Source organism: Pantoea sp. QMID4 (assembly GCF_030270445.1).
GTDB classification, from domain to species: domain Bacteria; phylum Pseudomonadota; class Gammaproteobacteria; order Enterobacterales; family Enterobacteriaceae; genus Pantoea; species Pantoea vagans.
This window is the reverse complement of sequence record NZ_BSXL01000002.1, coordinates 243,128-266,187: the sequence shown is the minus strand read 5'-3', so window position 1 is coordinate 266,187 and position 23,060 is coordinate 243,128. Positions and strand designations below refer to the sequence as shown.

Annotated in this window: 16 protein-coding genes; 8 read left to right on the top strand and 8 right to left on the bottom strand. The window is 59.1% G+C overall.

The features are described from left to right. Nucleotides 1-220 precede the first annotated feature (220 nt). The 4 genes from pepA to QSK07_RS06035 all read left to right on the top strand — a co-directional run bounded on the left by pepA (nt 221) and on the right by QSK07_RS06035 (nt 5,706). Nucleotides 221-1,732: a leucyl aminopeptidase gene (gene pepA / locus QSK07_RS06050; protein WP_285721106.1), complete on the top strand. Its 1,512-nt coding sequence runs from the start codon at nt 221-223 to the stop codon at nt 1,730-1,732. Nucleotides 1,733-1,797: 65 nt separating this feature from the next. Beyond that, on the top strand, nt 1,798-2,256 hold the full coding sequence (locus QSK07_RS06045) for a DNA polymerase III subunit chi (protein WP_098051638.1): 459 nt from the start codon (nt 1,798-1,800) through the stop codon (nt 2,254-2,256). A gap of 5 nt (nt 2,257-2,261) precedes the next feature. After that, nucleotides 2,262-5,117, top strand: coding sequence for a valine--tRNA ligase (locus QSK07_RS06040; protein WP_285721105.1), 2,856 nt, complete (start codon nt 2,262-2,264; stop codon nt 5,115-5,117). A 76-nt stretch (nt 5,118-5,193) separates the two neighbouring features. Next, entirely contained in the window at nt 5,194-5,706 is a 513-nt protein-coding gene (locus QSK07_RS06035; protein WP_285721104.1) for a GNAT family N-acetyltransferase, read from the top strand. 35 nt (nt 5,707-5,741) lie between these two features. On the opposite strand, the gene miaE is transcribed toward QSK07_RS06035, so the two are convergent. Further along, nucleotides 5,742-6,503, bottom strand: a complete 762-nt coding sequence (gene miaE / locus QSK07_RS06030) for a tRNA isopentenyl-2-thiomethyl-A-37 hydroxylase MiaE (RefSeq protein ID WP_285721103.1) — start codon at nt 6,501-6,503, stop codon at nt 5,742-5,744. A 54-nt stretch (nt 6,504-6,557) separates the two neighbouring features. Beyond that, a complete protein-coding gene (gene rraB / locus QSK07_RS06025) occupies nt 6,558-6,980 on the bottom strand; it encodes a ribonuclease E inhibitor RraB (RefSeq protein ID WP_013359940.1) in 423 nt (140 codons plus the stop codon). Nucleotides 6,981-7,140: 160 nt separating this feature from the next. Between rraB and argF the strand changes: the two genes are divergently transcribed. From argF to ridA, 4 genes are all read left to right on the top strand, one after another. Continuing rightward, nucleotides 7,141-8,148, top strand: a complete 1,008-nt coding sequence (gene argF / locus QSK07_RS06020) for an ornithine carbamoyltransferase (RefSeq protein ID WP_285721102.1) — start codon at nt 7,141-7,143, stop codon at nt 8,146-8,148. A 317-nt stretch (nt 8,149-8,465) separates the two neighbouring features. Continuing rightward, on the top strand, nt 8,466-9,401 hold the full coding sequence (pyrB, locus tag QSK07_RS06015) for an aspartate carbamoyltransferase (RefSeq protein ID WP_147789326.1): 936 nt from the start codon (nt 8,466-8,468) through the stop codon (nt 9,399-9,401). 11 nt (nt 9,402-9,412) lie between these two features. Further along, nucleotides 9,413-9,877 (top strand): aspartate carbamoyltransferase regulatory subunit, encoded by a 465-nt coding sequence (pyrI, locus tag QSK07_RS06010; protein WP_010251684.1) that lies wholly within the window; start codon nt 9,413-9,415, stop codon nt 9,875-9,877. 72 nt (nt 9,878-9,949) lie between these two features. Beyond that, entirely contained in the window at nt 9,950-10,336 is a 387-nt protein-coding gene (gene ridA, locus QSK07_RS06005) for a 2-iminobutanoate/2-iminopropanoate deaminase (RefSeq protein ID WP_013359937.1), read from the top strand. 48 nt (nt 10,337-10,384) lie between these two features. Here ridA and lplT read toward each other — a convergent pair whose 3' ends face one another. From lplT to QSK07_RS05975, 6 genes are all read right to left on the bottom strand, one after another. Further along, entirely contained in the window at nt 10,385-11,575 is a 1,191-nt protein-coding gene (lplT, locus tag QSK07_RS06000) for a lysophospholipid transporter LplT (RefSeq protein ID WP_285721101.1), read from the bottom strand. Continuing rightward, on the bottom strand, nt 11,572-13,722 hold the full coding sequence (gene aas, locus QSK07_RS05995; RefSeq protein WP_285721100.1) for a bifunctional acyl-ACP--phospholipid O-acyltransferase/long-chain-fatty-acid--ACP ligase: 2,151 nt from the start codon (nt 13,720-13,722) through the stop codon (nt 11,572-11,574). The genes lplT and aas overlap by 4 nt, the downstream gene beginning before the upstream one ends. A gap of 89 nt (nt 13,723-13,811) precedes the next feature. Next, nucleotides 13,812-15,197 carry an efflux transporter outer membrane subunit gene (locus tag QSK07_RS05990; protein ID WP_275220382.1) on the bottom strand — a complete coding sequence of 462 codons (1,386 nt, stop codon included), beginning with the start codon at nt 15,195-15,197 and terminating at the stop codon, nt 13,812-13,814. Between the two features lie 3 nt (nt 15,198-15,200). Then, a complete protein-coding gene (locus tag QSK07_RS05985) occupies nt 15,201-18,302 on the bottom strand; it encodes an efflux RND transporter permease subunit (protein ID WP_285721099.1) in 3,102 nt (1,033 codons plus the stop codon). Next, nucleotides 18,299-21,520, bottom strand: a complete 3,222-nt coding sequence (locus tag QSK07_RS05980; protein ID WP_285721098.1) for an efflux RND transporter permease subunit — start codon at nt 21,518-21,520, stop codon at nt 18,299-18,301. The genes QSK07_RS05985 and QSK07_RS05980 overlap by 4 nt, the downstream gene beginning before the upstream one ends. Beyond that, a complete protein-coding gene (locus QSK07_RS05975; RefSeq protein WP_285721097.1) occupies nt 21,517-22,725 on the bottom strand; it encodes an efflux RND transporter periplasmic adaptor subunit in 1,209 nt (402 codons plus the stop codon). The genes QSK07_RS05980 and QSK07_RS05975 overlap by 4 nt, the downstream gene beginning before the upstream one ends. Between the last annotated feature and the right edge of the window lie 335 nt (nt 22,726-23,060).

Here is a 23,060-nt window from a genome sequence, read left to right as displayed (position 1 = left end):
TTCAACGCTTATCAGCCATTTTTCTTCATCAATGGCCGTCGCCGTAGCTAAATTTGTATGAAAAACGCGTCCGGGTGGTGAAAAAACAACATCCTGTCACCCTGATTCATTATGACCTCCAGCAGCAGAATGTCATGCTGCGACAATGAATAAATGGGTCATGAGCGCGCTACATTCTAGCGGCAGCAGCGGCCGTTGTCTTTAAGATTCAGGAGAGTGCATGGAGTTCAGTGTAAAAAGCGGAAGCCCGGAAAAACAGCGCAGTGCCTGCATTGTCGTTGGCGTTTTCGAACCGCGTCGTCTGTCACCGATTGCCGAACAGCTGGATAAAATCAGCGACGGCTACATCAGCGCCCTGCTGCGCCGCGGCGAGCTGGAAGGAAAAGTGGGCCAGACACTGCTGCTGCATCATGTGCCAAATATCCTGTCCGAGCGTATTCTGCTGATTGGCTGCGGTAAAGAGCGTGAGCTGGATGAACGCCAGTACAAGCAGGTCATTCAGAAAACAATCAACACCCTGAACGACACCGGCTCCATGGAAGCGGTCTGCTTCCTGACCGAGCTGCATGTCAAAGGCCGTAATACTTACTGGAAAGTGCGTCAGGCGGTGGAGACCTCAAAAGAGGCGCTCTACAACTTCGACCAGCTGAAAAGTAACAAAGCCGAGCCGCGTCGTCCGCTGCGCAAGCTGGTGTTTAACGTGCCGACCCGCCGTGAACTCACCAGCGGCGAACGCGCTATCCAGCATGGATTAGCGGTCGCTGCCGGCATGAAAGCCGCTAAAGATCTCGGCAACATGCCACCAAACATCTGTAACGCAGCCTATCTGGCGTCGCAGGCGCGTCAGCTGGCCGATGCCTTCAGCAAAAATGTCACCACCCGCGTGATCGGCGAACAGCAGATGAAAGAGCTGGGCATGAACGCCTATCTCGCTGTCGGTGCCGGTTCGCAGAACGAATCGCTGATGTCGGTGATTGAATACAAAGGCAATCCCGACGCTGAAGCGCGCCCGATTGTGCTGGTGGGTAAAGGGCTGACCTTTGACTCCGGCGGCATCTCTATCAAGCCTGCCGACAGCATGGACGAAATGAAATATGACATGTGCGGTGCGGCCGCCGTCTATGGCGTGATGCGGATGGTGGCCGAGCTGAATCTGCCGCTGAATGTAGTGGGCGTGCTGGCGGGCTGTGAAAACATGCCGGATGGCCGCTCAATGCGTCCGGGCGACGTGCTGACCTCCATGTCTGGTCAGACGGTTGAGGTACTTAACACCGACGCCGAAGGCCGTCTGGTGCTGTGCGATGCGCTGACCTACGTGGAACGTTTCGACCCGGAAGTGGTGATTGACGTGGCAACGCTGACCGGCGCCTGCGTGATTGCGCTGGGTCATCACATCAGCGGCCTGCTGTCGAACCACAACCCGCTGGCGCATGAGCTGATCAGCGCCTCGGAGCAGTCGGGCGATCGCGCCTGGCGTCTGCCGATGGCGGATGAGTTCCAGGAGCAGCTGGAGTCCAACTTTGCCGATATGGGCAACATCGGTGGCCGTCCTGGTGGCGCGATTACCGCCGCCTGCTTCCTGGCTCGCTTTGCCCGCAAATATAACTGGGCGCACCTTGATATCGCCGGTACCGCCTGGCGCTCCGGCAAGGCCAAAGGCGCGACCGGACGTCCGGTGCCGATGCTGTCGCAGTTTCTGTTGAATCGGGCAGGATTGAACGGCGACGACTAAGCGCCCTCTTTTCTGACAGCAAGGGCGGATCTGAATCCGCCCTTGATCTTCTGATGAGCTAACCGATGAAAAACGCAACCTTCTACGTGCTGGAAACCGATGCAACGAGCGATGGCCTGAGTGCCGTAGAAGCGCTGGTGTGCAATCTGGCGGAAACACGCTGGCGGGCCGGAAAGCGGGTATTGATCGCCTGCGAAGACGAACAGCAAGCTATTCGTCTCGACGAAGCGCTATGGCAACGACCGGCAAATGCCTTCGTGCCGCACAACCTGGCGGGTGAAGGCCCGCGCTACGGTGCGCCGGTCGAACTGGCCTGGCCACAGCGTCGCGGCAGTTCTCAGCGCGACCTGCTGATTAGCCTGCTGCCCCACTTCGCAGATTTTGCTACTGCTTTCCATGAAGTGATAGACTTCGTTCCTTACGAGGACGCTCTCAAACAACTGGCGCGCGAACGCTATAAAGCGTATCGCAGCGTTGGATTCCAATTGAATACGGCAGCGCCACCACAGCCGCAAACGACATAGCAGAAATGGAAAAGACATATAACCCGCAAGATATCGAGCAGCCGCTTTACGAGCATTGGGAAAAGCAGGGCTACTTCAAACCGAATGGCGATACCCGCCAGGAAAGCTTTTGCATCATGATCCCGCCGCCGAACGTCACTGGTAGCTTGCACATGGGTCACGCCTTCCAGCAAACCATCATGGACACCATGATCCGTTACCAGCGCATGCAGGGGAAAAATACCCTGTGGCAGGCCGGTACTGACCACGCGGGCATCGCCACGCAGATGGTGGTTGAGCGCAAAATTGCGGCTGAAGAGGGCAAGACGCGCCAGGATTATGGCCGCGATGCGTTCATCGAGAAAATCTGGCAGTGGAAAGCGGAATCCGGCGGCACGATTACCCGTCAGATGCGCCGCCTGGGTAACTCCGTCGACTGGGAGCGCGAGCGCTTCACCATGGACGACGGCCTTTCCAATGCCGTGAAAGAGGTGTTTGTTCGCCTCTACAAAGAGAACCTGATCTACCGTGGCAAACGCCTGGTGAACTGGGATCCTAAACTGCGCACGGCAATCTCCGATCTGGAAGTGGAAAACCGCGAGAGCAAAGGCTCGATGTGGCATATCCGCTATCCACTGGCTGATGGCGCAAAAACCGCCGACGGTAAAGATTACCTGGTCGTTGCCACCACCCGTCCGGAAACCCTGCTGGGCGATACCGGCGTGGCCGTTAACCCGGAAGATCCGCGTTACAAAGATCTGATCGGCAAATTTGTGATGCTGCCGCTGGTTGACCGTCTGATTCCAATCGTTGGCGACGAACACGCTGACATGGAAAAAGGCACCGGCTGCGTCAAGATCACCCCGGCGCATGATTTTAACGACTACGAAGTGGGTCGTCGTCATAAGCTGCCAATGATCAACATCCTGACCTTTGATGGTGATATCCGCGACCGCGCTCAGGTGTATGACACCAACGGCGAAGCCAGCGATGCCTGTTCCGATGAGATCCCGGCCGCCTTCCGGAACATGGAACGCTTTGCCGCGCGTAAAGCCATCGTTGCCGCTGTCGATGAACTGGGCCTGCTTGAAGAGATCAAGCCGCACGAGCTGACCGTGCCTTACGGCGATCGTGGTGGCGTGGTGATCGAGCCGATGCTGACTGACCAGTGGTATGTGCGTACCGCGCCGCTGGCAAAAGTGGCCGTTGAAGCCGTTGAGAATGGCGACATCCAGTTTGTGCCGAAGCAATATGAAAACATGTACTTCTCCTGGATGCGCGATATTCAGGACTGGTGTATTTCCCGTCAGCTCTGGTGGGGTCACCGCATCCCGGCATGGTATGACAACGACGGTAACGTCTACGTTGGCCGCACCGAAGAGGAAGTCCGCGCCGGGAACAACCTGGCCGCCGATGTGGCGTTGCGTCAGGATGACGACGTGCTGGATACCTGGTTCTCGTCAGGTCTGTGGACCTTCTCCACCCTGGGCTGGCCGGAAAACACCGAAGCGCTGCGCACCTTCCATCCGACCAGCGTGCTGGTCAGCGGCTTCGACATCATCTTCTTCTGGATTGCCCGCATGATCATGCTGACCATGCACTTCATCAAAGATGAAAACGGCAAACCGCAGGTGCCGTTCAAAACCGTCTACATGACCGGTCTGATCCGCGATGAAGAAGGTCAGAAGATGTCGAAATCCAAGGGCAACGTGATTGACCCGCTGGATATGGTTGACGGCATTTCGCTGGAAGCGCTGCTGGAAAAACGCACCGGCAACATGATGCAGCCACAGCTGGCGGAGAAGATCCGCAAACGTACCGAGAAGCAATTCCCGGATGGCATTGAGCCATCAGGCACCGATGCGCTGCGTTTCACTCTGGCGGCGCTGGCCTCAACCGGTCGCGACATCAACTGGGACATGAAACGCCTGGAAGGGTATCGCAACTTCTGTAACAAGCTGTGGAACGCCAGCCGCTTCGTGCTGATGAACACCGAAGACCAGGATTGCGGACAGACCGGCGGCGACATGACGCTGTCGCTGGCGGATCGCTGGATCCTGACCGAGTTCAACAACACGGTGAAAGCATACCGTGAAGCGCTGGATAGCTACCGTTTCGACATCGCGGCTAACCTGCTGTATGACTTCACCTGGAACCAGTTCTGCGACTGGTATCTGGAGCTGACCAAGCCAGTGATGAACAGCGGCAGTGAAGCTGAACTGCGCGGCACCCGTCATACGCTGGTTCACGTGCTGGAAGCGCTGCTGCGCCTGGCGCACCCGATCATTCCGTTTATCACTGAAACCATCTGGCAGCGCGTGAAGGGGCTGAAAAATATCAGCGACGACACCATTATGCTGCAGCCTTTCCCACAGTATGATGCGGCGAAAGAAGATGCCGAAGCGAAAGCGGACATTGAGTGGATGAAGCAGGCGATCGTCGCGGTGCGTAACATCCGTGCCGAGATGAACATCGCGCTGAGCAAACCGCTGGATGTGCTGCTGCGTGACTGCTCGCCTGCGGCGCTGCGTCGCGTTGAAGCTAACCGCAACTTCCTGTCGCGTCTGGCGCGTCTGGAGAGCCTGACCATTCTGCCTGCGGGCGAGAAAGGCCCGGTGTCGGTGACCAAAATTGTGGAAGGCGCTGAGCTGCTGATCCCGATGGCCGATCTGGTGGATAAAACTGCCGAGCTGGAGCGTCTGGCGAAAGAGCTGGTTAAGCTGGATGTCGAGATCGAGAAGATTGAGACCAAGCTGGCGAACGAAGGCTTTGTGTCACGCGCGCCGGAAGCGGTCGTTGCGAAAGAGCGCGAACGCGTGGCAGACCTGCAACAATCAAAAACAAAACTGATTGAACAGCAGGCGGTCATTGCGGCATTGTAAGCGTCTTAGCTGACAGCTTATTCATAAAGCCGGGCTTGCCCGGCTTTTTTATTGATCTCGTACAAATCCGGAAGAGATGATGACGACCAGTACCATCCCGCGTTTTGACCTCCAGGTACGGCCAATTACGGCCGCTGATAATGCGCATATTGCCCGGGTGATCCGTGATGTTTCTGCGGAGTTCGGCCTGACGGCTGACAAGGGCTATACCGTCTCCGATCCCCAGCTCGACCAGCTGTTTGAGCTTTACAGTGCCGGACAAAGCGCCTACTGGATTGTGGAGTATCAGGGCAAAGTGGTCGGCGGCGGAGGGGTTGCGCCTCTCGCCTGCAGCGCGCCCGATATCTGCGAACTGCAAAAGATGTACTTCCTGCCAGAGGTGCGCGGTCAGGGCCTGGCGCGCGAACTGGCGCTGCGGGCGATGGAACATGCACGCAGCCACGGCTTCCGTCGCTGTTATCTGGAAACGACCGCCAGCCTGACGCGGGCCATCAAACTTTATGAGTCGCTGGGCTTTGAGCATATCGACAGCGCGATGGGCTGCACCGGCCATATCGACTGCGAAGTGCGGATGCTGAAACTACTGTGACAGACGAGGCTGCCCGCCCCGCCAGTGCAGCCGTATCAGAACGCGGGAACGCCGCTGTGAAAGCGTAATTCGTTGTCCGGTTCGCTGATTAACCGCCCTTCTGTTACGCCAATCGCCTGAACCCGCGGCGCGATATTTTTACCGGCAATCTGTGCCGCCAGCGTTAAATAGTCCTGATAATGCCGCGCCTCGGAGCGCAGCAGCGAAATATAGAACGTCGCCAGTTCATCATCAAGATATGGTGCCAGACTGGCGAAACGCTCGCAGGATCGCGCCTCAATATAAGCACCACAAATCAGCTTATCCACCAGCGTCTCCGGCTCATGGGTGGTCACTTCGCGCAGCAGCGATTTGGCATAGCGGCTGGAGGTAATCTTCTGATAGACCAGCCCGCGTGACTGCATAATTTCCCACACCTGATAGAAGTGATGCAGCTCCTCTTTAATCAGTAGCACCATCTTCTCCACCAGCTCATCCGCCCACGGCAGCGCATTGCGCACAATAACGCTTTTCGTCAGGTTCTTATGGGCGTTGATAAAGTCGCTGTCGCCATCTTCGCGGAAGATAAAATTTTCATAGGGCTTCAGCCACGCCAGAATGGCGTCGCCGCTGGGTTTGTCGGCGACATATTTGCGGATCAGCCACACGGCGGTCTGGGCGGCTTTCAGTTCGCACACCAGATGGTCGGTTAACAGCAGGGTCAGATTTTCCGGCTTGCGCGCCTCATCAATCCAGGCCTGTGGCGTGCGGCAGTGCAGAAACTGATAGATAGGTTCAAGTAAAGGTGCGTAATTCATGATGTCTAAAGGCGTGGCAGAAGTGACAGGCGGAGAACTCTCCGCCCCGGCTATTTAGTGTCGAATACCATCATCATCTTCATCTTCGATGGCGTCGTCATCTTCGTCTTCATCTTCGGCATCAGGGTCTTCGAAATAGGTGCCCCAGCCGTCATAGTCGACGTTGTACTTACCAATCAGGTTCACCAGTTGCTCAACCTGCACATCAATCAGTTCAGGCTTCAGCGCAGATTCGCTGATGATGTCGACGCACATCACAGTGGTGCCATCTTCCAGCTCCAGCTCTTCCGGCTCGGTCACTTCATAACCCAGCTTGAACGCATCAACCGCGGCTTTTTCCAGTGAATCAAAATTATTGCATGAGAGATGATGCTCGATGGTATAGAGCGCATCAGGATCGCTGCCATCCTCCAGCAGCTCTTCGATAATCTGCCGTGTCTCTTCCTGCTGCTCTTCCAGTAATGCTTCATATGCCATGACAATGTCCTCTCTGAGTTCGGCAATAATCAATTATTTTCCCACACTGCCTGTCGCGCCACTACACAAAACGAAAAGTTTATTAACAGCAGACTTGAAAATGAATATTCATACGGTTAAATTGAATTTTAATTCATTTTTATGATTACCGGAGTGTTGTATGAGTCAACTGTATCAGCGTCATTTCCTCAGGCTTCTGGATTTTACCCCCGCCGAAATTGACCACCTGCTTTCCCTGTCTGCGGAGTTGAAACAGGCGAAAAAAAGCGTCAGCGAAGTGCAGTATCTGAAAGGCAAAAACATCGCGCTCATCTTCGAAAAAGACTCGACCCGTACCCGATGCTCTTTCGAAGTTGCCGCTTACGATCAGGGTGCAAACGTCACGTATCTCGGCCCGAGTGGCAGTCAGATCGGCCATAAAGAGTCAATGCGCGACACCGCGCGGGTGCTGGGCCGCATGTACGATGGCATTCAGTATCGCGGTTACGGTCAGGAGCTGGTGGAGACGCTGGCAGAACACGCCGGTGTGCCGGTGTGGAACGGTCTGACCACCGAGTTTCACCCGACCCAGTTGCTGGCCGACCTGCTGACCATGCAGGAGCATCTGCCGGGCAAAAAACTCAGCGAGATGACGCTGGTCTTCGTGGGCGATGCGCGCAACAACATGGGTAACACCATGCTGGAAGCCGCTGCTCAGGTCGGTCTGGATCTGCGTCTGGTGGCTCCGAAGAGCTGCTGGCCAGAGGACGAACTGGTGGCGCAGTGCCGCGATGCTGCGCAGCAGACCGGTGGCAAAATTACCCTCACCGAAGATATTGCTGATGGCGTAAAAGGCGCTGACTTTATCTACACCGATGTCTGGGTGTCCATGGGCGAAGCCAAAGACGTCTGGGCCGGGCGTATCGCCCTGCTGCGTGACTATCAGGTCAACCGTGCGATGCTCGATCTGACCGGTAACCCGCAGGTTAAATTCCTGCACTGCCTGCCCGCTTTCCATGACGATCAGACCACACTGGGCCAGCAGATGGCAGAACAGTACGATCTGCCCAACGGCATGGAAGTGAGCAACGAAGTGTTTGAGTCGCCGCACAGCATTGTGTTCGACCAGGCCGAGAACCGGATGCACACTATTAAAGCGGTGATGGTCGCCACGCTGGGCCAGCGCTGACCGGCGGGATTCAGATGGGCTGATGACACGAAGTCACGTTTGCTGGTGCAGAGCGCGTCACCCGTCTGACCTCCCATGCGCGCTTAGCTGCTACCGAGGCGCAAACGTTTTCCTCTTGCCGCGCCACCGCGAACGGGTATAATGCGGCCCAATTTGCCGGAGGAAATATGCGACAGCACAGCGGACAATTTAACGCTCAATCACGCCTGACCGCAGGCGGCGCTGCTGTTTCTTTCGGTCATCGACCCGATCAAAAAAAAGCCCCTTAATCAGGGGCTTTTTTTTGTCCGCAATCCGGCCGCGCAGAGGAGAGAGCTATGCCTAACCCGCTATATCGCAAGCACATTATTTCAATCAACGACCTCAGTCGTGAAGAGCTGGAACTGGCGCTGCACACCGCCGCGAAGCTTAAAGCCCATCCGCAGCCGGAACTGCTGAAGCATAAGGTGATCGCCAGCTGCTTCTTTGAGGCCTCGACCCGTACCCGCCTGTCGTTTGAAACCGCGATTCATCGTCTGGGCGCGTCAGCGGTGGGCTTTGCGGACGGCAGTAATACCTCGCTGGGCAAAAAAGGCGAAACCCTGGCCGACACCATTTCCGTCATCGGCACCTACGTTGATGCGATCGTGATGCGTCATCCGCAGGAAGGCGCAGCGCGGCTGGCGACCGAATTCTCGGGCGGCATCCCGATTCTCAACGCCGGTGACGGCGCAAACCAGCATCCGACCCAGACGCTGCTCGATCTCTTCACCATTCAGGAGACGCAGAGCCGTCTTAATCAGCTGAATGTGGCGATGGTCGGCGACCTGAAGTATGGCCGCACCGTGCACTCTCTGACGCAGGCGCTGGCAAAATTTGATGGCAACCGCTTCTTCTTCATCGCGCCCGATGCGCTGGCGATGCCAGCTTATATCACCGATATGCTGGATGAGAAGAACATCGCCTGGTCCCGTCACGACAGCTTTGAAGAGGTGATGCCACAGCTCGATATCCTCTATATGACGCGCGTGCAGAAAGAGCGGCTCGATCCCTCTGAATATGCCAACGTCAAAGCACAGTTCATTCTGCGCGCCGCCGATCTCAGTACGGCACGCGACAACATGAAGGTGCTGCACCCGCTGCCACGCATCGACGAGATCACCACTGATGTCGATAAAACCCCGTATGCCTGGTATTTCCAGCAGGCGGGTAACGGCATCTATGCGCGCCAGGCTCTGCTGGCACTGGTTTTAAACAGCGAACTCGCCCTGTAAGGAGAATCCCCATGACGCAGGACAACAAATTGCAGGTCGAAGCGATCAAACGCGGTACGGTCATCGACCATATTCCGGCGCAGATCGGTTTTAAACTGCTCTCCCTGTTCCGGCTGACCGAAACCGATCAGCGCATTACTATCGGTCTGAATCTGCCGTCGGGCGAGATGGGCCGCAAAGATCTGATCAAGATTGAGAACACCTTTCTCACCGACGATCAGGTAAATCAGCTGGCGGTTTATGCGCCGCACGCCACGGTTAACCGCATCGACGACTACGAAGTGGTGGCGAAGATCGCCCCGACGCTGCCGGATCACGTTGAACGGGTGCTGACCTGCCCGAACAGCAACTGCATCAGCCGCAGCGAGCCGGTCTTCTCCAGCTTTGCCGTGAAGCAGCGCGCCGACGATGTGCATCTGAAGTGCAAATATTGCGAGAAAGAGTTCGCCCGTCATGTGGTGCTGGGTCACTGGTAATCGCCCTGCCCGACCTTATAATGGGCAACACCGGCGGCATCGCCGCCTGACGACATAATTAAAGGAGCCATGATGTCTCGTGAAATCAGTACTGAAAAAGCCCCTGCCGCTATCGGTCCCTATGTTCAGGGTGTCGATCTGGGCAGCATGATCATTACCTCAGGTCAGATCCCGGTCGATCCGGCGACCGGCCAGGTGGCAGATGACATTGCCGCACAGGCGCGTCAGTCACTGGAAAATGTGAAGGCGATTGTTGAAGCCGCGGGTCTGAAGGTGGGTGACATTGTGAAAACCACGGTATTCGTGAAGGACCTGAATGATTTCGCCACGGTCAACGCGACGTATGAAGCGTTTTTCACCGAGCATGAGGCTAACTTCCCGGCGCGTTCCTGTGTTGAAGTGGCGCGTCTGCCAAAAGATGTGAAGATCGAAATCGAAGCGATTGCCGTCCGTCGCTAAGCCTCACGCCGCCTCTCCCCGCGTAAGCCGGAAGAGGCGGCGAATTCGTTACCGCTTAGCCGGTCGCCATAGCCACAGCACCGTAATCGCCAGCGCAAACAGCACGCCAAAACCGACGCCCGTCGCCACCGCAGGTGCACCCGCCTTAATCGCCAGCGTATAAAGCCCCAGCATGATCAGCATGGCGCTGTTCTCGCCCAGGTTCTGAACCGCAATTGCATTGCCTGACCCGACGCTCTCTTTGCCGCGCGCCTGCAGCAGCGCATTCAGCGGCACCACAAAGAAACCGCCCAGCGCACCAATCAGCATCAGCACTAAATAGGCATTCATCAGGGAGTGCTGCAGCGCAAAGACCACCACCATCACGCCAATCAGCACACCGGCTGGCATGCAGCGACGCACGGTCTCCAGCGTGACCAGCTTTGCCGCCGCCGCCGCGCCAATCACGATACCGATCGCGACCATCGCATTCAGCGTGGTTGGCGTGGTGTTGTCATTGATACCCAGCGCCACCGGCACCCAGAGCACCAGCAGAAAACGTAACGTTACGCCTGCGCCCCAGAACAGACTGGTGCCAAGCAGCGAGAAGCGCGTCTCTGCGTCACGCCACAGTAGCGCAGCGGCACTAAAGAAACTGCGCGTCATCACATCAAATCGCCAGCTCTGACCCGGCCGTGCCGCCTGCAGTTTCGGGATAAACAGGTTCGCGACCACGGCGATGCCGTAGGTCAGCGCACAGATCCCCAGCGCTGCCAGAATATGCCAGTCAGCCAGCATACCGCCTGCCACCGAGCCAAGCAGAATGGCGGCGATAGTCGAGGCCTCCATCAGCCCGTTGGCTTTCACCAGCTTCTCGCCATGGGTGATCTCACCGAGGATGCCATATTTGGCCGGCGAGTAGGCCGCTGCGCCCGCGCCCACCAGAGTGTAGCCGAGGAAGGGATTAAAGCCGAAGCAGATCACCAGCGCGCCCAGCAGCTTCAGGCTGTTAGCAAGCATCATCACCCGCCCTTTCGCCATGCTGTCCGCCACCTGACCGACAAACGGTGCCAGCAGAATGTAGGCTGCAACAAACAGCATCTGTAATACCGGCTGGCTCCACTCGGGATAGAACTGACTTTTCAGCACCGCCAGCGTGGCAAACAGCAGCGCGTTATCGCCGAAGGCCGAAAAGAACTGGGCGATAATCACGGCAATCATGCCGCGCGACATCAGCGGCGCATTACGATCAAGGCTCATGCCTGCTCCTCTTCCACCATTTTTTTCAGCGTGACGTAGTCGGGTTTACCGCTGCCCAGCTGCGGCAGTTGCTTCATGACACGGATATCACGCGGCAGTGCCAGCTCTGGCGCACCCAGCTCACGGGCCGCCTTCTGCAGCCTGTCGCGCGCCAGCTCAGCATCGGTGGTGAACAGCACCAGTGCCTCACCACGCTGACCATCCGGTCGCAGTGAAGCGGCGTGCTGTTTGTCCGGTGATGCTTTGAGGGCGATCTGCTCGACGATCTCCAGTGACACCATCTCACCGGCAATCTTCGCAAAGCGTTTGGCACGGCCCTGAATCTGGCAGAAGCCGCCTTCATCGAAGCTGACGATATCACCAGTGTCGTACCAGCCCGCTTCCATATTGCCTTCACCATCGTCGGCGACCGGCGCTTCCAGCACGCCCGGGTTTTCGACCCGCAGATAGCCCTTCATCACGTTCGGCCCGCGCAGCTGCAGACGTCCGCCGTGCTCAATGCCCGTCACCGACATCAGCCGTGAATCCATGCCCGGCAGAATGCGTCCCACGGTATGCGTCTTCGCCGCCATCGGTACGTTAATCGCCACGACCGGCGCGCACTCGGTTACGCCGTAGCCTTCAAGAATGCGAATACCATACTTCTCGATGTAGAGCTGACGGGTGTTCTCCTGCAGCTTCTCCGCACCCGCGACCACATAGCGCAGACGGGCAAAATCATAGGGCGCGGCAAAGCGCGCGTAGTTACCCAGGAAGGTTGAGGTGCCAAACAACACGGTGCAGTTACGGTCATAGACCAGCTCCGGCACAATGCGATAGTGCAGCGGGCTGGGATAGAGGAAGACCTGCGCGCCGGTCATCAGTGGCGTAAACAGCCCGACGGTCAGACCAAACGCGTGGAACAGCGGCAGCGCCGACATAAAGCGGTCGCGAGGGGTGAAGTCCGCGATGGTGCGGATCTGCTCGACGTTCGCCAGCAGGCTTTTATGTGAATGCACTACGCCTTTGGGATTGCCTTCCGAGCCGGAGGTAAACAGCACCATCGCGGCGTCTTCCGGCTGCTGAGGCAACTGGGCGCGATGCGGCATCAGCAGATGCGCAAGGATCCACAGCTTGTCTTTGCCGGTGATGGTATCTTTGAGATCTTCCAGGTAGATCCACTGCACATCATCCAGCCCCTGCGGCAGATGCCACAGGCTGCCTTTGTCCAGGAACTGCCGTGATGTGAAGACGGTTTTGATCTGTGCGGCGGTCAGTGCCGCCCGCATGCCATTAACGCCCGCGCTGTAATTGAGCATGGCCGGAACACGCCCGCGCAGCGTAGCCCCGAAAATCGCCGCCGCCGTGACGGTGGCATTGGGCAGCAGCAGCCCTACCACTTCACGCGGCTGGCTGTAGCGCTCCAGAATACGGCCCACGCCCAGCGACTTCTTCAGCAGTCCGGTGTAGCTGTCGGGTTTGAAATTCACATCTTCGATGCAGCGCTTAAACGCGCCATAGCGTGTCCGTGCCGCCAGGAACGCCTCAAACAGGGTTTCACGCGGACGCACCGCCATGCGCGCTTCCATCATCACGTGATGCAGATGCTCCCCGGCCAGCACGCGCCGGTCGCGCGCCCGCTTCGCTTCCGGCATCGGAATGCGGGTCGCGGGCAGAATGGTCAGGGTGATGCGCGGGAACAGGCGACGTTTAAACACGCCTGCCAGACGACCAAACGGCGTGTATTCAGCGCCTTCGATGCGCATCGGCACCACATTCGCGCCTGAACGCGCGGCGACAAAGCCGGCCCCGCTGTAGATCTTCATCAGCGATCCGGTCACGGTAATCCGTCCTTCCGGGAAGATGACCACCGGACGGCCTGTATCAATCAGCCGTACCAGCTGCTTCAGTGCCATAGGCCGCGTCGGATCCAGCGGCACAAAGTCGATAAAGGGTTTTATCAGACGCATAAACCAGCTTTCGCTGATGGTCGAGTAGACGGCGAATACCGGCTTAATTGGCAAAAACAGCGCCAGCAGCATGCCGTCGAGAAACGACATATGGTTCGGCGTAATCAGGACCTTCTGCTTATGCAGTTCGGCGACGTCGCCACGCAGTTCGACCCGCCATAACAGTCGGAATATCAGGCGTAATAGTTTGAAAGCCATGCCAGCTCCTTAGCATCGTGAAAAATAGCCCTCACGATGCAGGATTTGACGCGGTTCGACAACCGAATTATCGGCAATCTGACGCGGCTTCAGGGGGCCTGCCAGCCACCGCCGAGTGCGGCAATCAGCGCCACGCTGCTGACCCACTGCGTGCTCTGCAGCGTCAGCAAACTCTGCTGCGCACTCAGGCTACTGTTCTCAGTAGTTGCCACATCCAGGTAGTTAATCATGCCCGCCTCATACTGCAGACGTGTCACCCGCGCCGATGTCTGCGCTGCGTCGGTGGCGCGCTGCTGCGCGGCAATTTCGCCCTGCAGCGTATTCAGCTCCACCAGTTTATCTTCCACTTCCTGCATCGCGGACAGCACCGTCTGACGATAGGTCGCGACGCTGGCATCCCAGCCTGCCCGCGCCTGATCGACTTTGGCAGAGGTCGCACCTGCGTCAAGCAGCGTGCCGCTCAGCTCCGGCCCCAGCGACCAGACGCGGTTCGGCAGTGAGAACAGCGAATGCAGCACCGAAGCACTGACGCCACCGCTGGCGCTCAGGGTCAGGTCGGGATAGTAACCGGCCACCGCTACACCCACGGCGGCATTGGCGGCGGCCATGTTGCGTTCGGCGTACGCAATGTCGGGACGGCGCTGCAACAGCTCGCCCGGCAGGGCTGCCGGAATCGCGGGCAGCGTAGCGGTCAGCGGTGCGGCGGCCAGGCTGAAGTCGGCAGGAGCTTTGCCGACCAGCAGCGCAATGGCGTGCTCCATCTGCGCGCGCTGCCACTGGTAATCCTGCGCCGAGGCGCTGGCGTTCTCAAGCTGAAGCTGCGCCTGAGCCAGCGTCGCCCGCGATGCGGTGCCCGCCTGATACTGGCTGGTAATGACGTTCAGGTAGCGCTGATAGGCATCAACGCTCTGCTGATAACGCGCGATTTTCTGATCCATGATGCGCAGCTGGAAATAGTCCTGCGCCAGCTCAGACTGGGCGCTCAGGGTGATATTCGCCAGCTCCGCCGCGCTGGCCGAGGCGCTGGCGCGGTCCTCCTCCAGCGTGCGCCGCAGTTTGCCCCACAGATCCAGCTCCCAGCTGGCACTCAGCTCTGCCTGATGGCTGCTGCTGGTGGTGCGAACGCTGCTGTTGGTTGCATGGCTGCCGCTGCGCGTCACGCTGCTATCATAGCCCAGCGAAGGAAACAGCGACGCGCGAGACTCCGCCGCCAGCGCCTGCGCCTGCCGGTACTGCGCGGCATAGGTCGCCACATTCTGATTCGACACACTGACCTGGCTCAGCAGCCCGCTCAGCGTGGCGTCGTGATAGACCGTCCACCATTCGCCTTTGCTTTGCGCATCCAGCGGCGTTGCCTGTTGCCAGCCCCGGGCCTCTTTATAATGAACCGGCATCGCCACCGTCGGGCGCTGATAGTCGGGGCCAACGCTACAGCCAGCCAGCAGCAGCACAATAAATGGGATAAGTGGTTTCATGGATCAGGATTCCGCATGGCGCAGACGACGCCATTGACGTTGAGTGGCACGACCCAGACGGTCGAGCCACAGATAAACAACCGGTGTGGTAAACAGCGTCAGCAGCTGGCTGAGCGCCAGACCGCCCGCGATGGCAATCCCCAGCGGACTGCGCAGATCGGCATCACCGCCGCTGCCCAGCGCCAGCGGCAACGCGCCGAAAAAGGCGGCCAGCGTAGTCATCATGATCGGCCGGAAGCGCATCAGACACGCCTGGGTGATCGCCTGTTGCGGCGACATGCCCTGCCGCCGCTCCGCGTCGATGGCAAAATCGATCATCATGATGGCGTTCTTTTTCACGATGCCAATCAGCAGGATGATGCCAATCAGCGCGATCACCGTGAGCTGCGTGTTGGTCAGCAGCAGCAACAACAGCGCGCCGACGCCCGCAGACGGCAGGGTCGAGAGAATGGTCAGCGGATGGATGTAGCTCTCGTAGAGCACGCCGAGCACGATATAAACCGCTGCCAGCGCCGCCAGAATCAGCCACGGCATGGTGGCGGTTAGCTGGGAAAAGGCGGCGGCGGTACCGGCAAAACCGGCATGAATGGTCGACGGCAGGCCCAGCTTCGCCATCGCCTGTTTGATGAGACCCTGCGCCTGCTCCAGCGAGACGCCCTCATTGAGGTTGAAGGCTACGGTACTGGTGGCGGACTGGCCCTGATGCGCCACCGACAGCGGCGCATTACCGCCGCTGAAGCGGGCAAAGGCGGAGAGCGGCACGCGGTCACCGCTGTCATCAATCACATAGAGCTGCTGAAGCGTCTCCGGATTCGCGGTGTCGCTGTCCTGCAGCGACATCACCACGTGATACTGATTCAGGGTGTGATAGAGCGTGGCGATCTGCCGCTGGCTGAACGCATTATTCAGCAGCGTATCGAGCATTTTCACGTCAACGCCCAGCCGGGTAGCACGGTCGCGGTCAATGGTCAGCTCCACCTCCTGCCCACCCGTCTGCGAGTCGGAGTCTACGCTGTTGAGCTGGGGGATCGCCGCCAGCGCCGCCTGTACTTTTGGCGTCCAGACCCGCAGCAGATCCAGATCGTCTGCCTGCAGGCTGTACTGATACGTGGCGTTAGCGCTGCGTCCGCCGATGTGCAGATCCTGCGCCGCCATCAGGAACATCTGGGCCCCAGCGATGTGGCTGGTTTTACGCGTCAGCCGGTTGGCCACTTCGGTGGCCGTGGCATCGCGCTGGTCAAAGTCCTTCAGCCGCACAAAGAAGTTGGCGCTGTTACGGGAGCCAAACATCCCGCTGCCCATCGACGACATCACGCTCTCGACCGCCGGATCTTCCTGAATGATCTTCGTGAACATCAGCATTTTCGGCTTCATCGCCTGAAACGAAATGTTCTGATCGGCGCGCAGTGCGCCCATCAGCAGCCCGGTGTCCTGGTTCGGGAAAAAGCCCTTCTGCACCACGGTGAACAGAAAAACATTCAGCAGCACGGTCAGCAGCAGACTGAGCAGGGTCAGTTTCTGATGGCGCATCACCCAGGCCAGCCCGCGTCCGTAGGCGACCAGCAGGCGGTTCAGCTGGTTTTCAATAAACTGATAAAGCGGATGCGGCCGCTGGCTGACGGGCGGCTTTGGTTTCAGCAGGCGTGCGCAGAGCATCGGCGTCAGGCTGAGCGAGACAAACAGCGAGATCAGCAGCGACACGGTGAGCGTCACGGCAAACTCGCGGAACAGCCGCCCGACAATGCTGCCCATCAGCAGGATCGGGATGAACACCGCGATCAGCGATACGGTCATCGACAGCACGGTGAAACTCACCTCCTGCGCCCCGCGCAGCGCCGCCCGCAGTGGGCTGAGTCCGCGCTCAATGTGACGGGTGATGTTCTCCAGCACGACAATCGCATCATCCACCACGAAGCCGGTGGAGATAATCAGCGCCATCAGCGACAGGTTATCCAGGCTGTACCCCAGCAGGTACATCACCGCGCAGGTGCCGATCAGCGACACTGGCAATGCCAGTGCCGGAATGATCACCGCCTGCAGATTGCGCAGGAAAATAAACACCACCGCGATGACCAGCAGCACCGCGATCAGCAGCGTCTCTTCGGTGTCATACAGCGAGGCGCGCACGCCGGGCGAGCGGTCAACCACCACTTTCAGCTGGCTGTCTGCGGGCAGGCTCTTTTCCAGCAGCGGCAGCTGCGCTTTGATCGCGTCGATGGTTTCGAGCATGTTGGCGCCCGCCTGCCGTTTGATGCCGATCATCACCGCAGGCGTGGCATTCAGAAATCCCGCCTGATAACGGTCTTCCACCGAGTCATAGACCGTCGCGACGTCACGCAGCCGCACCGCCTTGCCCTGCTGATAAGTGATGATCAGATCGCGGTAGCTGGCCGCCTTCTCCAGCTGGCCGTTGCTGTCCACCAGCCACGACTGGTCACTGCCCTGCAGAATCCCCTTAGGCAGATTGGTGGTGCTGTTGGCAACGGCGGCACGCACCGTCTCCAGCGAGATGCCGTAGTGGGTCAGCTTCAGCGGCTGCAGATCAATACGCACCGCGGGTAAGGCGCTGCCCATCAGTGACACTTCGCCCACGCCCTTCACCTGCCCCATTGCCTGTTCGATCTTGCTCTCCGCCAGATCGTAAAGCTCGCCGGGCGTGCGGGTGGCAGAAGTCAGCGCCAGCATCACAATCGGCGCGTCTGACGGATTGGCTTTGCGATAAGTAGGCAGCGAGGCCATCGCGCTCGGCAGCAGGCTACGCGACGCGTTGATCGCCGCCTGCACGTCGCGTGCCGCGCCGTTGATATCGCGGTCCAGCTCAAACTGCAGGATGATGCTGCTGGATCCCTGCGAACTGCTGGAGGTCATCTCGCTGATACCGGCAATCTGCCCGAGCGAACGTTCCAGCGGGGTAGCGACCGTCGCAGCCATAGTTTCCGGGCTGGCCCCCGCCAGGCTGGCGCTGACCATGATGGTCGGAAAATCGACCTGCGGCAGCGGTGCCACCGGCAGCAGTCGGTAGCCCAGTGCACCGAGCAGCAGGATCGACAGCGTCAGCAGCAGCGTCGCCACCGGACGAAAGATAAACAACCGGGTCAGGTTCATTGCCCGCTCCGCGCCTGCTGCTGACGGCGCTTCACCCAGGCGTTGCCGCGCTGCGCCAGCCCGTCAAACCAGAGGTAGATCACCGGCGTGGAGAAGAGCGTCAGCACCTGACTGACAATCAGTCCGCCGACAATCACCAGCCCCAGCGGCTGCCGCAGCTCAGCACCCGAGCCGGAGGCGAGCATCAGCGGCAGCGCGCCGAGCAGCGCCGCCATCGTCGTCATCAGAATCGGACGGAAGCGCAGCAGGCAGGCCTGATGAATCGCCTCACGCGCGCTGAGGTGCTGCTGATGTTCCGCCTCCAGCGCAAAGTCGATCATCATAATGGCGTTCTTTTTCACGATGCCGATCAGCAGGATGACGCCAATCAGCGCAATCAGGCTGAACTCCGTGCCCGCCAGCAACAGCGTCAGCAGCGCGCCCACCGCCGCCGACGGCAGCGTAGAGAGAATCGTCACCGGATGGATAAAGCTTTCATAGAGGATGCCAAGCACCACATACATGGTGATCAGCGCCGCCAGAATCAGCCACAGCGTATTGCCGGTGGCGCTCTGAAACGCCGAGGTTTCTCCCTGATAGCGCAGCGTGGTGCTCTCCGGTAGCTGCAGCTGCTGGCGCACCTCCGCAATTGCCCGCTGGCCATCCTCCAGCGAGTAGCCTGGATTAAGGTTGAAGGAGATCATCACCGCCGGGAACTGATTCAGCCGCATATGCATCAGCGAGCCGGTGCGCTGATGAATCGTCGCGATAGCGGTAAGTTTCACCATCCCGCTGGTGGTGGAGGTTGTGTCTGAAGCGGAAGCAGACGTCGACGTCGATGTGGATGAAGAGGTGGATGAAGAGGCAGATGACGTCGTGCTGGTGGATGACGACGTTGAACTGCTGCTGGTGGACGGCTGCAGATAAACATCATCAAACGACGCCGGACCCTGCTGGTAAGCCGGCGCGACTTCCAGCACTACCCGATACTGATTCGACTGGGTAAAAATGGTCGAGACCAGACGCTGACCAAAGGCGTTATAGAGCGCAGTGTCCACGTCCGATGCGGTAATGCCGAAGCGTGCCGCTTTGTCCCGGTTCAGCTCCACGTAAGAGACGCGCCCCTGATCCTGCAGGTTACTCACCACGCCATTAAACTCGGGCCGCTGCTGCAAGGCCGCCACCAGTTTCGGCGACGTGCGGACCAGATTTTCACTGTCGGCGTCGTCAAGGGTGAACTGATACTGACTCGGCGACACCTGATCGTTGACGGTGAGATCCTGCGCCGGTTGCAGATAGAGCCGGATACCCGGCACGCTGGCGGTCGCCTGGTTCAGCTGGCTGATGACCTCGCTGGCACTGAGATCGCGGGAGCCAAACGGCTTAAGGTTGATCTGCAACCGTCCGCTGTTGAGGCTGGTATTGGTGCCGTCGATACCGATGGTCGATGAAACACTCTCCACCGCCGGATTTTTCAGGATCAACGCCGAGAGCGCCTGCTGGCGCGAGGCCATTGCTTTAAACGAGACATCCTGTGACGCAATGGTGACGCCCTGAATCAGCCCGGTATCCTGCGTCGGGAAGAAACCTTTCGGCACCATCAGATAGAGCAGCGCCGTCAGCCCGAAGGTCGCCAGCGCCACCAGTAGCGTCAGTTTCTGATGGTTCAGCACTACGGTCAGCAGCCGGTCATAGCCGCGCACCAGCCGGTCGAACAGCGCGCCGCCCTTGCGGGCAAAGGTTGACTGCTGCTCGGGCGGAATGTGCCGCAGCAGATACGCGCACAGCATCGGGGTCAGCGTCAGCGATACCAGCATCGACACCAGGATCGCCACCGCCAGCGTAATCGCGAACTCCCGGAACAACCGCCCGACCACATCGCCCATAAACAGCAGCGGGATCAGCACCGCAATCAGGGAAAAGGTCAGCGAGATGATGGTGAAGCCAATCTGCTGTGAACCTTTCAGCGCCGCCTCCATCGGTGACTCGCCCTGCTCCAGCCGCCGGGAAATGTTCTCGACCACCACGATAGCGTCATCGATGACAAAACCGGTGGCGATGGTCAGCGCCATCAACGACAGATTATTCAGGCTGAAGCCCGCCAGATACATCACGCCAAAGGTGCCAACCAGCGACAGCGGCACCGCCACGCTGGGGATCAGCGTGGCGGCCACGTTGCGCAGGAACAGGAAGGTCACCATCACCACCAGCGCAATCGACAGCATCAGCTCAAACTGCACGTCGCTGATTGAGGCGCGAATGGTCTGGGTGCGGTCGGAGAGAATGGTCATCTTCACCCCGTCCGGCAGCGCCGCCTGCAGTGCAGGAAGCTGCGCCTTGATGTTGTCCACCACCTGAATCACGTTTGCGCCAGGCTGACGCTGCACGCTGATGACAATCGCGGGCTGGTTGTTGGCCCATGCGGACTGGAAGCTGTTCTCCGGACCCTGCTCAATATGGGCGATATCTTTCAGGCGCAGCGCCGCGCCGTTTTCGTAAGTGAGGATGAGGTTGCCGTACTCTTCGGCAGTACGCAGCTGGTCGTTAGCGTCGATGGTGACCGAATGATATTTGCCGTCAAAGCCGCCTTTAGAGCCATTGACGTTGCTGTTGCCGATCAGCGTATTTACCGCCTCCAGCGTCAGATGATGCGCCGCCAGCGCCTGCGGGTTCATCTGCACCCGAATCGCGGGCTGATGACCGCCCGCCAGCGTCACCATTCCGACGCCGGAAATCTGCGACAGCTTCAGCGCCACCCGGGTATTGACCAGATCCTGCACCCCGGTCAGCGGCAGCGTGTCTGAGCTGGCGGCCAGCGTCACCACCGCGCTGTCCGCCGGATTGACCTTTTTGTAGGTCGGCGGATTAGGCAGATCGTCAGGCAGCAGGTTATTTGCCGCGTTAATGGCCGCCTGTACCTCCTGCTCGGCGACATCCAGCGACAGATCCAGGCTGAACTTCAGGGTAATGATCGACGAGCCGCTGGCGCTGGTGGAACTCATCTGGCTCAGCCCCGCCATCTGCCCTAGCTGGCGCTCCAGCGGTGAGGTGACCGACGACGCCATCACATCCGGGCTGGCGCCCGGATAGAGCGTGGTGACCTGAATGGTCGGATAGTCGACCTGCGGTAACGCCGAGGTCGACAGAAATTTATAGGCAAAGATGCCCGCGATCAGCACGCCGACCATCAGCAGAATGGTAGCGACCGGACGCAGAATAAACAGGCGAGACGGGTTCATTTCGATACAGCACCGGCAGCGGGCGTCTCATCCGCCAGCGTGACTTTGCTGCCGCTGGTCAGACGATCGATCCCTTCCGTTACCAACCGATCACCTGGCGAAACACCACTGAGGATCGCCTGCTGATCGTTGCCGAACGCCGGGCCGGTGGTAACCGCTTTGCGCGTGACGGTATGATCTTTGTTGATCACAAAGACGAAGCTGCCATCGCTGCTGAGCTGCAGCGCCTGCGCCGGGACCACCGTCGCGCCTTTCAGCACCTGGGTCTGCAGCCTGATATTCACAAACTGGTTAGCAAACAGCGCCTCATCCTGGTTGGCAAACAGCGCCTTCAGCGCCACGGTGCCGGTGGCGGTGTCAATCTGGTTGCTGATGAACTTCACTTCGCCGCTGGCGAGCTGATGCTGGTTGTCCTGATCGAACAGCGTGGCGGGCAGGCTTTGCCCCTGATGCAGCACGCTGACCAGCGCCGGGATGTCGCTTTGTGGTACGCTAAAAGTCACGGCGGCGGGCTGCATCTGAGTGATGGTGACCAGGCCGGTACTGCTGGAGCTCTGTACCATGTTGCCGGGATCGACCTGACGCAGGCCGACGCGCCCGCTGATCGGAGCGGTGATCCGGGCATACTCAATGCTCAGCTTCGCACTGGCAATCTGCGCCTGATCGGCAGCAACAGCACCGCGATACTGCCCGACGGTGGCAATCTGGCTGTCCAGATCCTGACGCGCCAGCGCATCCTGGGCCGCCAGTTTGCGGTAACGCGCCAGCGTCAGCTCGGCACTTTTCAGCAGCGCCTGGTTTTCGCTGAGTTCAGCCTGATACTGGTTCAGCGTCGCCTGATAGCTGCGCGGATCGATCTGCGCCAGCAGTTGCCCGGCGCTGACCTTCTGCCCCTCAGTGAAGAAAACCTGCTCCAGCTGACCGTCAACGCGGCTGGTCACCGTCACGCTGGCGTTGGGGATCACCGTGCCGAGCGCGTTCAGCCACACCGGCACATCTGCCGTGCTGGCGACGCCACTGTGAACCAGCGTTGCACTGCCGCCCATCATGCCAGGCGCACCCGGTCCGCCCGGCGGCATTCCCTCACCCGGCCCGTGTCCCGAAGAGAGCAGACGCCAGATAACGCCCGCGACAATCGCAACAACCAGCAACAGGAGCAGCCATTTAAGCCCAAAGGAACGCGCGGGGCGAGAAAGGTGAGTCATCGTCGAACTCTTCAGATAAGCAGAAAAAGAAATCCCGGAACGTGCGGAATGCGGCAGTGAAAACCGGCTGTGGCGAGCAAAAAAAACGCCAGGCGTCACGGCGGACATTATCGGTGAAAAGCGACGCGCATTTCTACCGGCAAACTGTCAGGGATTCGTTAAAAACGATGATAATTTAACGGCGGTCAATACAGCCGAAAAGGCAGGGTCCGGTGCGCAGGCAAAAAAAACCCACGCATCTGCGTGGGTCGGTGTAATAACAGGGTCTCACTGCCGAAGCGGTGTTGTTTTCACACCCATTAATACCTCTGGGACTGCTATCCTCGCACTGATTG